Genomic DNA, 15,104 nt, shown 5'->3' with positions numbered 1-15,104 from the left:
CGCTTAATCCTTGCGAGTTGTTCTTCTTGATCAAATCATCCATCCGGTGTTTCAATATCGTGCTACGACGTCCCAACAAGTCTACATAACTCAGCGAAATCACCCTTTCATCGTGTTTTCAATCGGTTTATTTAAGTATATCGGATGAAAACCGGTATGAAAACTTTCATGTCGGAGCATTTTTCCCCATATAAAGCGCTCAGAAGGTATAAGATTTGCATAGCTTAATGCAGCCGAAAACATCCTGCGATATGCTCGTAATTTCGTGTCGAAATGACCAGTGAAAAAGGTAGAACCGATTTTGGCGCTACGACCATGTACGTTTCAACGTTTGCAGATACGCGAATAAAGCTTCGCGGAACGCTTCCATCCCCAAGGCGAGAGACTGAACGAAGCGAGTCAACTGTTCCGATGTCGTTCCGTTATGGGGAGCCGTCCATCTGCGATCATTAAGATGCCATAACAACCGGGATGACGCGGTTTGGTAGGACTTGTCCATCTCCTTGTTGTGGCACATCGCAATCAAGTCCCGAAGCAGCCCGTATTCGAAATCGATAAACGCTTGCCGGTTCCTGGCATCACCATCATTTTCCCTTAAGAGCACGGCAAGGCGTTCCGATTGGCTGCGTGAAAACAGGAGAAGCTCTTCTTGCCGCGTATGCCAGGAAAGGATGCCGGCAAACAAGATCATGGACGCAATCATCTCTAGAAGGTCGCCGACCCGCTCGGAGGAAGAATCCAGAATGAGAATGCCGTGCTTGGAGGCTATGCGAACATAACCCTCCAGCTCCAACTGTTGGAGCGCGGCACGAATCGGGGTGCGGCTCATATCGAGCCTTTTGCCGAGCTCGATCTCCGAAGTCACGGAACCTCTTGGCAATTCTCCGTTCACGATCCAGGAGTGAATATTGTCGTATGCCAGCTGGCGCAGGGTGGGCTTGCCCATGTTCATCTTCCTTTCGACCTGGAGTATCAAGTATGATCATCATATAATAGGCAATTGCGGAAAGGAAGATCGGAGCGAAATGACGACAGGAACGACGTTAAGAGATAAAGCTTTCGGGCTTATCAAGCATGGCATTGTCAGCGGAGAGTGGGAGGGAGGCACGTTTATTTCGGAGAAGCAGCTATGCGAAAGGCTTCAGATGAGCAAAACGCCGATCCGCTCGGCTCTTGATCGATTGGAAATGATCGGATTGGTCAAGCTTGTGGCCAACCAAGGGTTTGTCGTGCAGGAAATGTCGCTAAAAAAAATTTTGGACGTCTATCAATTGCGCCTGGCGCTCGAAACGTTTGCAGCGAGCCAATTGACGGCCAAGATGGACAGCCCTTATTTCGAGCGATTGGACGAAAATCTGGCGAAGCAGGCCGAGGCGGTAGAAACCCGGGATATCGTCGAATACGTGGAGCTCGACCGGCAATTTCACGAGTTAATCGTGTCGGGCCTGGACAACGAGGAATATTCGGAGGCGATGTCCCGTCTTCAGGATAAATTTCTGCGAGCAGTCCGGACAACCTTTTACCGCGACCGGAACCGAATGGATGGCAGTTTGGAGGAGCACAAACAAATTCGACAAGCGCTGGAGGGCAACGACCCGGCGCTAACCGTTCGACTGATCAGCCAGCATATTCATTTTGTCGAAAAAGTGATGCTCTGATGTATACAAGTGAGACATCTTGTAGATCCCATATCGCCATGCTAAGTTAGTTTCAACGCTTACATGTGGGAGGATATTGGCATGAGAATAACGGATATACGCACTTATATTGTCGGCAACCCGTGGAAGAACTGGCTGTTCGTTCAAGTGGATACGGACGAGGGAATAACGGGACTTGGCGAAGGAACGTTGAACGGCTTCGCCAAAACGGTCGAAGCGGCCATTCACGAGCTGAAACATCTCGTTATAGGGATGGACCCGTTCGATGTGGAGACCATCTCGCTCAAGATGATTCGGGATGTTTATTCGGACGGAGGTCAGGTGCAAGGGTCTGCACTTGCCGCGGTCGAGACGGCATGCTGGGATATTATGGGCAAGGCGCTCGGCGTACCGATGTATAAGCTGCTAGGCGGAAAAGCACATGACAAGCTGCGTTGTTACGCCAACGGCTGGTACCGCGGAGGAGCGGACGAGGAGAGCTTCTTTAACCAGGCCAAGGAGGTTGTCGACAAAGGGTATACGGCGCTGAAGTTCGATCCGTTCGGGGCAGCCTGGAGAACGGTGGATCGAAGCGATTTCGCGGGCGCGATCCGCAATATCGCCGCCGTCCGCGATGCCGTCGGTCCGGACGTCGATATTCTGATCGAGGGGCATAATCGGTTCAGCGTGCACACGGCGCTGCAATTCGCGGACGCAATGGCGCCTTACGAGCCGACCTGGTTCGAGGCTCCCGTTCCTCCTTATCGAATATCCTCCATGGTGGAAGTGGCGCGGAGAAGCCCGGTTCCCATCGCATGCGGAGAGGATTATTACAACCGCGAACAGTTTGCGGAGCTGCTCAAACATGACGCGGTTCATATAATTCAGCTGGAGCCGCAGTTCCTTGGCCTCAGCGCATCCAAACAAATTTGCGGCATGGTACATGCGCATAACGGGGTTACCGCTCCGCACAGCGCTCAAGGCCCCGTGTGCTCCATCGTGTGCGCGCACTTGAACATGGCTACGCCGAATTTTTTCCTTCATGAAATATTCGACGACTTTAATCATTCGTGGGCGCAAGACATTTTCTCCCCTCCGTTCAAGGTCGAAAACGGATACTTGCAGCCGCCGGAACGTCCCGGCCTTGGCGTAGAGCTTCAATTGGAGGAAGCGGCCAAATATCCGTATCACCCCGGTCATTGGCTGCCGTTGTTTAAGCAGAATTGGGAGAAGCGGGAACCCGTCAAGTAGGAGGAGGCTAACGAATATGAAGATGCAAGCCCTTGTCTATGAAGGACCCAAACAAATGAACATACGGTCGGTAGCCGTTCCTGAGCCGGGACCGGACGAGGTGCTGATCCGCGTGGAGCGGGTCGGCATCTGCGGCTCCGAGCTTAGCGGATATCTCGGTCACAACTCTTTGCGCAAGCCGCCGCTTATAATGGGACACGAATTCGCGGGCATCGTGGCGAAGACGGGCGAACGCGCGAATGGCTTTACATCCGGTGAGCGGGTTACGGCCAATCCGCTCGTGACTTGCGGCAGCTGCCGTTATTGCCGGAACGGAGAGTCCCAGTTATGCGGCGCCAGACAGCTGCTGGGCGCCCATCGGCCAGGCGCGTTTGCCGAGTACATTGCCGTGCCGGCCGAAAATGTCTATCGGCTGCCGGACAATGTAACGATGGAGGAAGGCGCATTAACGGAACCGGTTGCTTGCGCCGTACACGTATGTCGGCTCCTGCGGCTGACGCCGGCAGATCGGTTATTGATCTATGGGGCCGGTCCGATCGGGTTGCTAGCGCTTCAAGCTGCGCAAGCGCATGGAGTGAGGAATCCGGGCATCCTCGACTTGAACGAGGCGAGACTCGAAATCGCGCGCGAGCTGGGTGGCATGGCGGCGACGCGGCTTGAGGAAATAGGTGAGACGGCACGCTTCGATGCCGTCATAGACGCGGTCGGCGCGAGTTTTACCCGGCAGCAAAGCGTCTCGGCGGCGCGTTCCGGCGGGAGAGTCGTGTTTACGGGGCTTCACGAAGCGGAGAGCGCGCTGCCCGTTAACGATATGATCCGCGGCGAGATTGAAGCGAAAGGCGCATTCGCTTATTCGCGAGAGGACTTCGAGACTGCGCTGCAATGGATTTCCGAGGGCCGAGTGAATTTGACGGCATGGACCGAGACGGCGCCTCTCGAAGAGGGAGGGGCCTGCTTTGAGAAGTTGATCGCGGGCCCGGGCAAAACCGCTAAAATATTTTTGCATATTTAAAGTGCTAGTTCAAAATGAACCACCTCTTAAAGCAGAAGGAGCGAATATAATGAAATTGTTGCAATTCTATAAGCTTCAGGATGAAGAACGCCGCTTGAGAGTCGGACTGCTGAAGGATGGTTCCGAAATCGCGGTATTGCGCGAAGGTTTGACGGCTATGGATATCATTAAAGATTCTGGCAATCCGTCCTTGCTGGCAGAGGTCGAACATTGCAAGTTGGACGAAGTGAAGCTCCTTCCGCCGGTAACGCATCCCGAAAAAATTATTTGTATCGGGTTGAACTACCACGATCACGTTATAGAATCGAACATGCAGGTGCCCAAGGTGCCTGTGTTATTTCCGAAATACAACAATTGCCTTGCCGGTCATGACGATAAGGTGGTCATTCCCGAAGAAGTGTCGCAATGCGACTATGAGGTCGAGCTTGCGGTTGTTATCGGACGGACAGCCAGCAAAGTATCGCTGGAGTCCGCGATGGAATACGTATACGGTTATACGATCGTAAACGACGTCAGCGCAAGGGACATTCAGTTAAACGAACCGCAATGGACGCGCGGCAAGACGATTGACGGTTTTGCGCCGACTGGCCCCTGGATCGTAACCGGGGACGAAATAGGAAATCCTGGGCAGCTCGGCATTTCCCTTAAGCTAAACGGCGAGACGATGCAGCATTCGAATACGAAGGAACTGATATTCGACGTCCCTTACTTGATTTCGTTCCTATCGCGGACAATCACGCTGCAGCCTGGGGATATCATCAGCACGGGGACGCCGCCTGGCGTGGGTATGGGTAAAAATCCGCAAGTGTGGCTAAAGGCCGGCGATGTCGTGGAAGCGACGGTCGAAGGAATTGGCACGCTGCGGAACACATTTGCTGCCGAACATGGTTAGGACAAGAGGTGAGGTGCACATATGACATGGGAAAATAAAGTCGTAATCGTGACGGGAGGCGGAGGCGGCATCGGGCGGGCGATCGCGCTGAGATTCGGGCGCGAGGGCGCTCATGTTGTCCTCGTCGGACGCACGCTTGGCAAAGTACAGGACGTTGCGGCGGAGATTGGGGATGGCGGCGGAAGCGCCGAGGCGATGGCGGCCGACGTGTCGTCGGAAAGCGACGTTGCCCGGGTCATCGCGGACACGCTTCGCATATTCGGCAGAATCGACGTGATGATCAATAACGCGGCGGTATGTCCTCAAGTCAGGCTAACGGATATGAGCCTCGACGAGTGGAATGGCGTCATCACGAATAACCTGACATCCGTTTTCCTTTTTTGCAGAGGCGTCATTCCGGCTATGCTGGCGCAAGGGGGAGGCGCGATCGTCAACGTCAGTTCCGTGCATGCGCTTGCCACGCTTGACGGTTATTCCGCATATGCTGCGTCAAAGGCCGGGATCGCGGGGATGACCAGGGCCATCGCTCTGGATTACGCCAAACAAAATATTCGCGCCAACACGGTGCTGCCGGGTGCGGTTCAGACGCCGATGCTGGAAAGCAGCGTAAAAAATCTGGACACCCCCAGAGAAGATATCATGCGCCAGTGGAATGAATCTCAGCCGATCGGTCGGGTAGGTCAGCCCGAAGAAATCGCTTCGGTCGTCATGTTCGCGGCAAGCCCCGACAATTCCTTTATGACGGGGGCTACATTGGTAGCTGACGGCGGGATGATCGCGCAGTTATAGAAAAGTGGATAAAGATGCTTCTTCGATATACGAACCTGTTGCTGCAGGGATGTATTCGGGGGGCATCTTTTTTAGTGATCAATTATGACAGGCTGTCTTCGGGACGTGCTATAATATGGGAATCATAAACATGATTATTATCGCAATCGCGGAGGTGGACTTATGAAGCTGGAAGAGAATATCACGGAAGTGGTCAAGCATACAAAGCGCAAGTTGAGAGGGTTGACGTTGTCGCGGGTGCTGGAGGAATTCGACGGCGAAATTATGGGACTGAGCGACGAGAAGCGAATGTTGAAGTATAGCAAAATGAGGGGAAGCGCGTATCTGTTTTTCCGCGGCAGCGCTTACTTGTTTTACTTCGACGTAGGCAGCGAATGGCTGCCCTATCATACCGATCCGGAACGCCCCACGTGGATACAGGGCGATCTGCACTTCGAGAACTTCGGAGCCTTCCGCAGCGGGAAGGGACGCATCGTATTCGACGTTAACGATTTCGACGAGGGATGCACGGGCTCCTATTTGTACGATATTCTCCGTATGTCCGTCAGCCTGTACCTGGTCATGTCCGATAATGATCTGTCCGAACAAGAACAGACGGATACGGTGAGAGCCTACCTGACGGCTTATGCGGATCAGATAAGAAGGTACGCCGACCGCAAGGATGATCCCGGGGATCTTGTTTTCGATGAAGCGACGACCAAAGGACCCGTCCGCAAGCTGCTGAGGAAGACGGAGCAGTTGGCCAGCAGCAATTTTATCGAGAAAATAACGCTGGTGGAAGCAGGCCGGCGCATGTTCCGGTGGTCGGAGGAGATCGAAAAGCCGACGGATGAGGAGCGGGAACTTATCGTAGGCGGCTGGAACGAATATATGAACGAACTTTCTGCCAAGCTCGGGCTTCCTGCATCGTTTTACCATATTAAGGACATCGCGGTCAAACATGGCTCGGGTACGGCGTCGATCGGGCTCGATCGGTATTATGTGCTGATGGAGGGCGGAGAAGAGAACGAGGGACTCGATGACATCATTATCGAGATCAAGGAAGTGCGCGCGCCGGTGCCGGTCTATTTTATGCCGTACGACGAATCGTTCTGGGATGAATTCGCCCATCAGGGCAAACGGGTCGCGACGACGCAACGCGCGATGCACCACGAAGCGGATCCTTTCCTGGGCCACTTGACGTTGAACGGCCGTCACTTCTACGCGAGGGAGAGGTCGCCGTACAAGAAGAAGTTGAAGCCGATCAAGCTGAGGGAGCACAAGGATTGGGTCAAGACGGCGGAGACCATGGGCCAAATTACGGCCAAGATGCATGCACGGGCGGATGCGGACGTGGAGAGCGGCATTTTGAGCTATCATAGCGAGGACGAGATCGCCCGGGCCATCGGCAAGGATACCGAAACATTTTGCGATGATGTGACTCGGAGAGCTTTGGCCTATTCGCGGCAGGTTGTGGAGGACTACGAGCTGTTTAAGGCATGGAGCGAGTCCTGGGAAGCGAATCGCCGCCGTTCGGCAGCGCGGAGGAGACGCAGGATGAGCCAATAATAGGGCGATTATAAGGTCATGACAGCTTGCCGGAGGGCAGGTTAATATGGCCTTTGGCCTGTGTACTGCCGAATCTAATCGAGGTCATCACCAAGTTCCGACATCAGCATTTTACGACGGATGGTCGTTACCGTCACGGTACCACAATTGAGCGAAAATACACAATTAAGATGAGGTAAGGGCAATCCATTCGCACATTTGTTCGAACGACGATGGGACGCGAGAATTTGTGTATTTTCGTACAATTCGCTTTGCAGAGGCCCCATTTGTTTAAGAAATGGGGTAGAAATGTACAAATGTGCAGTGAGGCCGATGTTCGGGCCATGCCATGTGCAACCCCGGCAACAAGTTTCTCTACGGGAAATGGCGAGCCTTAAATATTTGTTCGGCCAAGGAGAAGTGCAACTAATTTTATACAAAAACGTCTTAGTATTGGGAGTAAAGGCAGATGGTTGGATCAATATGCGGAGGAGGAGCTGTCAGGTCATGAAGAAAACCGTAATAGCCATTGTGATTGCCGTATTGTTAAGTATGACGGCGTCGACTGTGTATGCGGCTGATAAACCAATTATCATTGACGGAGTGACTGTTGCATCCGATGTTAAGCCCGAAATCAAGAATCAACGGATGATGGTGCCTGTACGAGTTATTAGCGAGAATCTGGGCGCAAACGTCGAATGGTTGAATCCCGAGGTTGTCATTACCAAAGGCGATCTGAAAGTGACATTATCGATTAACAGCAGCACGGCGCAGATGAATGACGACAAGGTACAGCTGGATGTTCGGCCTTACAAAAAAAATAATCGCGTGTTCGTGCCGCTGCGTTTCATCGCGCAAGCGTTTGGCTGCAATGTCAATTACGCGAACAACATAGTTACTGTCGACACCCCGCCCTTGTTAATTGATGGTTTACAAGTACGAGCACTGCAGCACGAATACCACATGACAATGGGGGGCGTTATTTCTCACTATACGGGTCCTTCTTATAATAAATCCATTTATCAAATTTTTGCGGAAAACAAAGGAGACAAGGTCGAAGCGCCGAAGGATTATTCATGGCGCTACACGATGGATATATTGGGATCCTATTATAAAGGCGCTCAGTTTGACTTTTTGGATCAAAAAGGGAAAAGCTTGCTTCGTTACGATGTTTATTCCATCGTTAACGCATTCCCGGCCGAGCTGCTAACGGAATACCCGCCTATGCTGCTTCATGATGTAACCGAGGATCAATGGTATTTGTTCAACGACGCAGCATGGAAATCCATATACGAGATCATGGATACCGCTAAGCAGAACGGTTATGAGAAAGAGATCAGCAATACCATCGTGTAAGGAGAATCTTATGACTGATCCTGAGGTAAAAAGGAACAACTTCACGAGGAGGAACAAAGATGAGTGAAACTACGAACGCGCCACAAGATGGTGGCCGTACATTGACCTACCGAATTACCTCGCAATGGGCAAATTTCGAGAATGAAGCGATTAATGCTTCGCTTATAACGGATATTATCCTTGCGCTGGACTCCGATGACTTCATTGTTCTCGACCCCAGCGAGCCGGTCGAAGGCAGCAGCTATCTGCAAGCGGCAACGGCGGAGGGCGAGGGCAACGGCTTTGTGGTCGAGCTACGTCTGGTCAACGACGACGGTACCTTCAAGCATTACGGTTATTCCACCGTGGACAGCAACGAGGTCATCAGGATGTTCCTGCAGTATTGGGGGGAGCAGAAGCTGCCCGACTGGAGCAACTGGACGGATATGACGGATCAATTCGAATAGGGCTGCGAGGTTAGCTGTTGTGGGTTTTAAACCTTCATGCCGAAGGCAATGGGAAAAAGACCCTCTAATCTCGCGTTTATAGATAATTCCGCGAATATAAAGGGAAATATGCCATCTAAAAGCTATCGAATTGCCGATAGTTCCCGATACTCGTGAAATAGAGGGAGAAATCCCTATAATATCTCTGCATGGGCGAAAGGACAGTGAAATAAAGGGAGGTTTTCCCTTTGTTTCACTGTCCTTCTCTCTGTCATCTAACTACTCATCCAACTTCGCATCCAACTCCACATCCAACTCCACATCCAACTCCACATCCAACTCTACATCCAACTACTCGACCTTGTCCTTCTTATTTATCATAAGCCGCCTGGACTACTGCAACGATCTACGTCGGTGTCAGCAACTCCCGCCGTCGACGGTCCCCGAGCCGATGTTCCTCTATTTCAAAGATCCCCCGCATGCGTCACGCGGTTCCGGCCGCCGCTCTTGGACGCATACAGCGCCGTATCGGCTTTCTTGACAAGCGTTCCATTCGTTTCCCCGACTTCAGCCGTAGCAACGCCCAAACTGATCGTGATCCGGTAATCGTCCATCGGAGTGGCGGCGGTCGCCCGGCATAACGCCTCCGCGATATCCACCGCTTGTTCCTTGCCGGTCTCGGGGAGAATCGCCACGAACTCTTCGCCGCCGAACCGCGCAATGATATCCGTCTCCCGGGACATCGATTGGAGAAGCTCGGCGAGCTTGGCCAACACGATATCGCCGATGGGATGGCCGTACGTGTCGTTAATGTGCTTGAAGTGGTCGATATCGATGATGAGCATGGACAGGGGCTGTCCGCTGTCTTGGTGCTTCGCGAGAAGAGTCGTTAAGTGATCCTGGAAGTACCGCCGATTGCGAAGCCCCGTTAACGGATCGGTGGTTGCCATGGCCTCGAGCCTGCTATTAATCAGCATGAGCTCCTGCTGCTTCCGTTCGTATTCCTCGTTAAGAAGCTCGAGCCGCTTATTTGCCTCGTTCGTCGCTTGGTACAGCTCCTGGAGTTTGACCTTGGTCTGCAGAACATCCTTCTCATGTTCGATCCGCTTGCGCATCTCTACCACGGCGATATCGATGCGGCTCTCGCCGTCCCGCGTCCTTCGAATGCCGTTCAGCAGGACGGGCACGTCCCCACCGCTATTCGTGCGAAGCGACATATACATCTCGTTTACTTGGCCATACAATTGGATGTGCGGATAGAAGTACGTGTGGAACAGAAGTTTGTTCGTGACGGACAAGACCGACTCGACATGAAGGCCGGCCAACTCGGAGTTGTCGTGCTGCAACATGTTTAACAAGGTCTGATTGACCTCTCGAATAATGCCGGCATCGGTAATCGAGAAGTATCCGCACGGAGCGTTGTCTAATCTTGAGTCCATTTCGTCATGCCTTTCTCAGCGTTTACACGCCAGCCAAATAGTCTTTCATACACTGCGCCATCTCGTCCGGATGACTTAACTGGGGATAATGCCCCTTCGCCGTCATCTGACGAAGCTTGCTATTCTTAAGATGCGCATGCAAGTAATCGCCGACCTCTACAGGAGAGATGCTGTCGTCCGAGCATTGCAGGATGAGGGAGGGAACAGAGGCCTTCTCCAGACTGGAACGGCAATCGGAATAAAAGGTCACTTCGGCGAATTGCCGGGCGATATGCGGATCCCGGGAACAGAAGGTTCGTTCGAGCTCCTCGGCTAGTTCCTTCCTGTCGGAATTCTGCATGACGATCGGCGCCAGGTAACTGGCCCATCCGATGAAGTTAAGTTGCATCATCTCGAGAAGCTCGTCAATATCGCTTTTATTGAAACCTCCGAAGTAGTCCGGCTGATCGTTCATGTATCTCGGGGACGAGCCGATCATGATCATCCGCGAGAAATATTCGGGGTTGCGGATGGATGCCAGCATGCCGATCATTCCGCTTACGGAGTGTCCCACGAAGACGGTATCCTTAAGCTCCAGCGCCTCCATCACGTCCAGCACGTCCTGCGCATAGCCATGCAGATCATTATATTTAGTGGAATCGTAAAGGTCGATTTGCGACTTTCCCGATCCGACGTAGTCGAACAACACGATACGATAGTTCTGCTCGAAGGCCGGCACGATGTGTCTCCACATCTCCTGGTCGCATCCGAAGCCGTGGGCGAAGACGATCGTTTGGTCACCGCTTCCGAGCACTTTAACATGATTTCGTTGGAGAATGTCAATGGACATGTCGTTGCCCCCTTGCAGGTAATGTTGATAGGTTCGGGAAGTAAGAGGCTATCATTCCTATTATAGCGGAAAATAGCAGACAAAGGACAAGATTGTCATATCTAGTCGAAAAAGAATATGGAATCATCTGCAGAAAAAGCGGACATGCCCTTTCGGCAAAGCTAAACAAACACCGTCTGATTGACGATCATATCAATAAGGCGGACAAGACGTGCTGGATGGTGGATAAGCAGCATCCGTTTAATCGCTCCGCAACGTGACCATACTTACTGACAACAGTCTATTAATCTCAATTAATCTCCTATGAGCGTTGATAGATTGCACACTACCAGAAAAGGGCGTGGATGCCTTGTCCATTCTCATGAATCATCCATTACATACCGGGAAGCCGGGATCCTCGGGGAGAGTCGCGCATGTCGCAGGCAACTTTTGGACGCAAGCCGGCATCGCCAGCGACTGGTCTACTGACGCCGAAGAGCTCCGAATGATCAACATCGGGGGCGAAATGCATATCCTGAAAGTACCGCTGAATCCCGGTTATTATGAATACAAAGTTGCCATTAATGGCGGCTGGACCGAAAACTACGGCGTCAACGGGATGCTGGGAGGAGGCAATATCAAGTTTAAGCTTGACGCCCCCAAGGAGGTCACGTTTATTTTTCACGACGATGCCGCATCCAAGAGAGTGGCGGAGTGGTATGAAGGCAAACCGGACTCCGATGCTGCAGGCGCAGATTGGGCTGAACTGGATGCAAAATTTTATTATGGCGGAGACGATCTGGGCGCGACGTACGACAAAGGCGCAGCCAGGCTGAAACTGTGGGCGCCAAAGGCGGAAGCGGTGGCGGTCCGCTTTTACGATAAAGACGATGCGGAACGGGAAGTCGGCGCCGCCGAACTGATGCGAGGCGAGCAAGGCGTATGGTCCGTGACGGCAACGCCAGAGATGCTGGACATCGCGGATCTGAGAGGATATTACTATCAGTACGAGGTTACGCACGGCAGGACGACGCGCAGGGTGCTGGACCCGTACGCCAAGTCGATGGCGGAATTCCGGGTCAGTCCGGCGGGGCTGCCGCTCGGAGCCGATCGCGATGCCGTCGGCAAGGCTGCTATCATCGACTTGAGCGAGACGGAGCCGGAAGGCGGACTCGGATTCGCGGAGATCGAAGGTTACGAGCGCAGGGAAGACGCCATCATATACGAGACGCATATCCGGGATTTTACGTCGGATCCTGCCATCGAGGGAGATTTGCATGCGAGGTGGGGCACTTACCGGGCGTTTATCGACAAGCTGGATTATATCCGTAAGCTTGGCGTTACGCATGTGCAGCTACTGCCCGTTATGGCCTGGTATTATGGCGACGAAGCCGCAATGTCGCAGCGCGAACTACACGAATCCACGGAAAATAACCAGTACAACTGGGGTTATGATCCCCATGGTTATTTTTGCCCGGATGGAGCGTATTCCGAGAATCCGCGCGATCCTGAGCTGCGTGTAAAGGAGCTCAAGGAGCTGATCGCCGCGATCCATCGTGCAGGCATGGGCGTCATTCTGGATGTCGTATACACGCATATGGCGAAGGCATGGCTGCTGGAGGATATCGTGCCGGGTTATTATTTCTACCGAAATGAAGCGGGCGAGCTGCTCGGTGGCTTCGGGAGCAATCTGGCCACCAATCACAAGATGGCGGAGAAGCTGATGGTGGATTCCGTGAAGTATTGGTTCCAGGAGTACAAAATAGACGGCATGCGCTGGGACATGATGGGCGATGCGACGTACCCGGCAGTGCAGCGGGCATTCGACGAGGCGGCCGCCATTCATCCGAAGCCCTTATTTATCGGCGAAGGCTGGCGGACCTTCGCGGGTCATATCGGGGAACCATCCCTCGCGGGAATGGGCGCAGATCAGGATTGGATGAACAAAACGGACGACGTTGGCGTCTTCTCCGACGAATTCCGAAACGAGCTGAAGTCCGGATTCGGCAGCGAAGGCGAGCCGCGATTCCTGATGGGAGGCGCGCGCCATATCGACACGTTGTTCCGCAATTTGAAGGCGCAACCGTACAATACGCCGGCAGATTCTCCTGGAGATATGGTGCAATACCTGGAGGCGCATGATAACCTGACGCTGCACGACGTCATTGCCGTGACGCTTCGGGCGGATCCGCGTATTCCTGCGGACGCAAGGCGCATCCATCGCAGGCTTCGGCTAGGACATGTGCTCCTCTTTACATCGCAGGGGACAATCTTTATGCAAGCCGGTCAAGAGTTCGGCAGGACGAAGCAATGGGGAGGAAGCGCGGCGCCGGCCGCCCACGCCCATCCGCACTTTAACGTTCATGGCGAGATCATCGGATACTTCGTGCATAACTCCTACGATTCCTCGGATGCCATCAACAAGTTTGATTGGAGCAAAGCGACGGATGACGGAACGATATATCCGGAAAACGCTCTGACCCGTTCTTATACAGCCGGTCTGATTGAGCTGAGGCGAAGCACGAACGCGTTCCGTCTCGGCGATATGGAATCTGTCAATCGCCACATGACGATGATTCTTTCGCCGGATATCGGAGAATTCGACCTTGTGATCGCCTATCACTGTCAATCAACCGACGGGACAGGTGCCTATTATGTCTTTGTGAACGCAGATGAGCGCGAGAGGACGATCAGGTTGTCACTGCAGGCGGACCTGACGCAGGGCGAGGTGCTCGTGGACGGCGAGACGGCTGGCGCCAGCGAAGTCGCGGCGCAGGCGGGCTTCGGGTTGTCGCGAGAGGCGATCGTGCTGGAGCCGCTGACCGCCGTTGTTATACGGATGAGGGAGCGGGAGCCGTTTGCGAATGAATGCGCGTATGAACAGCGCGACGAATAGTTGTGCAACGAGTTCATGGACATCGGTAAAACGCAAATAAAGCGCAGAGAAAAACCTAGAGTAAAACGTAGAGTAAAACGCAAGCTTGCGGCAGAGTTCGCTTGGCTTGCGTTTTTTTGTTGTTGTATAGGAAATTATGCGACATACCAGACTGTGGGCAAACGAGCAGCTGTAGACGTTAAAAACGCCGATGGATCGTAAAGTAACTCTGATTAGCAGCCATAGGCGTTAATAACGCCTAGGGCCCCAAAAAGTAGGCGAACGAGCAGCTGTAGGCGTTAAAAACGCCGATGGATCGTAAAGTAACTCTGATTAGCAGCCGTAGGCGTTAATAACGCCTATGGCTCCAAAAAGTAGGCGAACGAGCAGCTGTAGGCGTTAAAAACGCCGATGGGCCGGAAAGTAACTCTGATTAGCGTCCATAGGCGAAAATAACGCCTATGGGGCCAAAAAGTGGGCGAACGAGCAGCTGTAGGCGTTAAAAACGCCGATGGGCCGGAAAGTAACTCTGATTAGCGTCCATAGGCGAAAATAACGCCTATGGGGCCAAAAAGTGGGCGAACGAGCAGCTGTAGGCGTTAAAAACGCCGATGGGCCGGAAAGTAACTCTGATTAGCGTCCATAGGCGAAAATAACGCCTATGGGGCCAAAAAGTGGGCGAACGAGCAGCTGTAGGCGTTAAAAACGCCGATGGGCCGGAAAGTAACTCTGATTAGCGTCCATAGGCGAAAATAACGCCTATGGGGCCAAAAAGTGGGCGAACGAGCAGCTGTAGGCGTTAAAAACGCCGATGGACCGTAAAGTAACTCTGATTAGCAGCCATAGTCGTTCGTAACGCTTATGGCTCCAAAAAGTAGGCGAACGAGCAGCTGTAGACGTTAAAAACGCCGATGGGCCGGAAAGGACCGGCCCAGAATCTAAAGGACATATGCGACACTATTAGCCCGTTTTACGCAAGGATCAAATTCTAACGGACAGTAGCGACGCAATATGGCCAAAATATAGCTGAAAGTTGCTCGGATGGTGCAAATAAGGTCGCGTGTGAGGCTGTCTATTCACTGTAGATAAGAAC

The 15,104-nt window shown here is 52.9% G+C and carries 12 protein-coding genes; 9 read left to right on the top strand and 3 right to left on the bottom strand.

Annotated features, from left to right (window positions below):
* Window positions 1-307 precede the first annotated feature (307 nt).
* The gene (locus B1748_RS23390) at window positions 308-946 is read right to left on the bottom strand and encodes a GntR family transcriptional regulator (protein WP_179215769.1); all 639 of its coding nucleotides are present in this window, start codon (window positions 944-946) and stop codon (window positions 308-310) included.
* Between the two features lie 79 nt (window positions 947-1,025).
* Here B1748_RS23390 and B1748_RS23385 point away from each other — a divergent pair, with 79 nt between their 5' ends.
* From B1748_RS23385 to B1748_RS23350, 8 genes are all read left to right on the top strand, one after another.
* The gene (locus B1748_RS23385; protein ID WP_179215767.1) at window positions 1,026-1,658 is read left to right on the top strand and encodes a GntR family transcriptional regulator; all 633 of its coding nucleotides are present in this window, start codon (window positions 1,026-1,028) and stop codon (window positions 1,656-1,658) included.
* Between the two features lie 81 nt (window positions 1,659-1,739).
* Window positions 1,740-2,888 carry a mandelate racemase/muconate lactonizing enzyme family protein gene (locus tag B1748_RS23380; RefSeq protein ID WP_179215766.1) on the top strand — a complete coding sequence of 383 codons (1,149 nt, stop codon included), beginning with the start codon at window positions 1,740-1,742 and terminating at the stop codon, window positions 2,886-2,888.
* A 16-nt stretch (window positions 2,889-2,904) separates the two neighbouring features.
* A complete protein-coding gene (locus B1748_RS23375; protein WP_256975887.1) occupies window positions 2,905-3,900 on the top strand; it encodes a zinc-dependent alcohol dehydrogenase in 996 nt (331 codons plus the stop codon).
* A gap of 49 nt (window positions 3,901-3,949) precedes the next feature.
* The gene (locus tag B1748_RS23370) at window positions 3,950-4,792 is read left to right on the top strand and encodes a fumarylacetoacetate hydrolase family protein (protein ID WP_087570366.1); all 843 of its coding nucleotides are present in this window, start codon (window positions 3,950-3,952) and stop codon (window positions 4,790-4,792) included.
* 21 nt (window positions 4,793-4,813) lie between these two features.
* The gene (locus tag B1748_RS23365; RefSeq protein ID WP_087570365.1) at window positions 4,814-5,581 is read left to right on the top strand and encodes an SDR family NAD(P)-dependent oxidoreductase; all 768 of its coding nucleotides are present in this window, start codon (window positions 4,814-4,816) and stop codon (window positions 5,579-5,581) included.
* 162 nt (window positions 5,582-5,743) lie between these two features.
* Complete coding sequence (locus tag B1748_RS23360; RefSeq protein WP_087570364.1) at window positions 5,744-7,129, top strand: DUF2252 domain-containing protein; 1,386 nt, start codon at window positions 5,744-5,746, stop codon at window positions 7,127-7,129.
* Window positions 7,130-7,615: 486 nt separating this feature from the next.
* Window positions 7,616-8,464, top strand: coding sequence for a stalk domain-containing protein (locus tag B1748_RS23355; protein WP_087570363.1), 849 nt, complete (start codon window positions 7,616-7,618; stop codon window positions 8,462-8,464).
* 59 nt (window positions 8,465-8,523) lie between these two features.
* Window positions 8,524-8,910 (top strand): hypothetical protein, encoded by a 387-nt coding sequence (locus B1748_RS23350; protein WP_256975886.1) that lies wholly within the window; start codon window positions 8,524-8,526, stop codon window positions 8,908-8,910.
* 443 nt (window positions 8,911-9,353) lie between these two features.
* On the opposite strand, the gene B1748_RS23345 is transcribed toward B1748_RS23350, so the two are convergent.
* Both B1748_RS23345 and B1748_RS23340 read right to left on the bottom strand, forming a co-directional pair.
* Window positions 9,354-10,328: a sensor domain-containing diguanylate cyclase gene (locus B1748_RS23345; RefSeq protein WP_087570362.1), complete on the bottom strand. Its 975-nt coding sequence runs from the start codon at window positions 10,326-10,328 to the stop codon at window positions 9,354-9,356.
* A gap of 22 nt (window positions 10,329-10,350) precedes the next feature.
* Complete coding sequence (locus B1748_RS23340; protein WP_087570361.1) at window positions 10,351-11,157, bottom strand: alpha/beta fold hydrolase; 807 nt, start codon at window positions 11,155-11,157, stop codon at window positions 10,351-10,353.
* A 361-nt stretch (window positions 11,158-11,518) separates the two neighbouring features.
* Between B1748_RS23340 and B1748_RS23335 the strand changes: the two genes are divergently transcribed.
* Window positions 11,519-14,032 carry a pullulanase X25 domain-containing protein gene (locus B1748_RS23335; protein WP_087570478.1) on the top strand — a complete coding sequence of 838 codons (2,514 nt, stop codon included), beginning with the start codon at window positions 11,519-11,521 and terminating at the stop codon, window positions 14,030-14,032.
* Window positions 14,033-15,104 lie beyond the last annotated feature (1,072 nt).

Origin of the sequence: Paenibacillus sp. MY03, from assembly GCF_002165585.1 — a bacterium.
Lineage (GTDB): Bacteria > Bacillota > Bacilli > Paenibacillales > Paenibacillaceae > Pristimantibacillus > Pristimantibacillus agaridevorans.
The sequence above is the reverse complement of the archived record's forward strand: the minus strand, read 5'-3'. Positions and strand labels throughout refer to the sequence as shown.

Excerpts from the sequence above, each read along its gene's own strand:
- B1748_RS23345 (WP_087570362.1), bottom strand. The coding sequence starts at position 10,328 with ATGGACTCAAGATTAGACAACGCTCCGTGCGGATACTTCTCGATTACC.
- B1748_RS23350 (WP_256975886.1), top strand. The coding sequence starts at position 8,524 with ATGAGTGAAACTACGAACGCGCCACAAGATGGTGGCCGTACATTGACC.
- B1748_RS23390 (WP_179215769.1), bottom strand. The coding sequence starts at position 946 with ATGGGCAAGCCCACCCTGCGCCAGCTGGCATACGACAATATTCACTCC.
- B1748_RS23335 (WP_087570478.1), top strand. The coding sequence starts at position 11,519 with ATGAATCATCCATTACATACCGGGAAGCCGGGATCCTCGGGGAGAGTC.
- B1748_RS23385 (WP_179215767.1), top strand. The coding sequence starts at position 1,026 with ATGACGACAGGAACGACGTTAAGAGATAAAGCTTTCGGGCTTATCAAG.
- B1748_RS23365 (WP_087570365.1), top strand. The coding sequence starts at position 4,814 with ATGACATGGGAAAATAAAGTCGTAATCGTGACGGGAGGCGGAGGCGGC.
- B1748_RS23375 (WP_256975887.1), top strand. The coding sequence starts at position 2,905 with ATGAAGATGCAAGCCCTTGTCTATGAAGGACCCAAACAAATGAACATA.
- B1748_RS23355 (WP_087570363.1), top strand. The coding sequence starts at position 7,616 with ATGAAGAAAACCGTAATAGCCATTGTGATTGCCGTATTGTTAAGTATG.
- B1748_RS23360 (WP_087570364.1), top strand. The coding sequence starts at position 5,744 with ATGAAGCTGGAAGAGAATATCACGGAAGTGGTCAAGCATACAAAGCGC.
- B1748_RS23380 (WP_179215766.1), top strand. The coding sequence starts at position 1,740 with ATGAGAATAACGGATATACGCACTTATATTGTCGGCAACCCGTGGAAG.
- B1748_RS23370 (WP_087570366.1), top strand. The coding sequence starts at position 3,950 with ATGAAATTGTTGCAATTCTATAAGCTTCAGGATGAAGAACGCCGCTTG.
- B1748_RS23340 (WP_087570361.1), bottom strand. The coding sequence starts at position 11,157 with ATGTCCATTGACATTCTCCAACGAAATCATGTTAAAGTGCTCGGAAGC.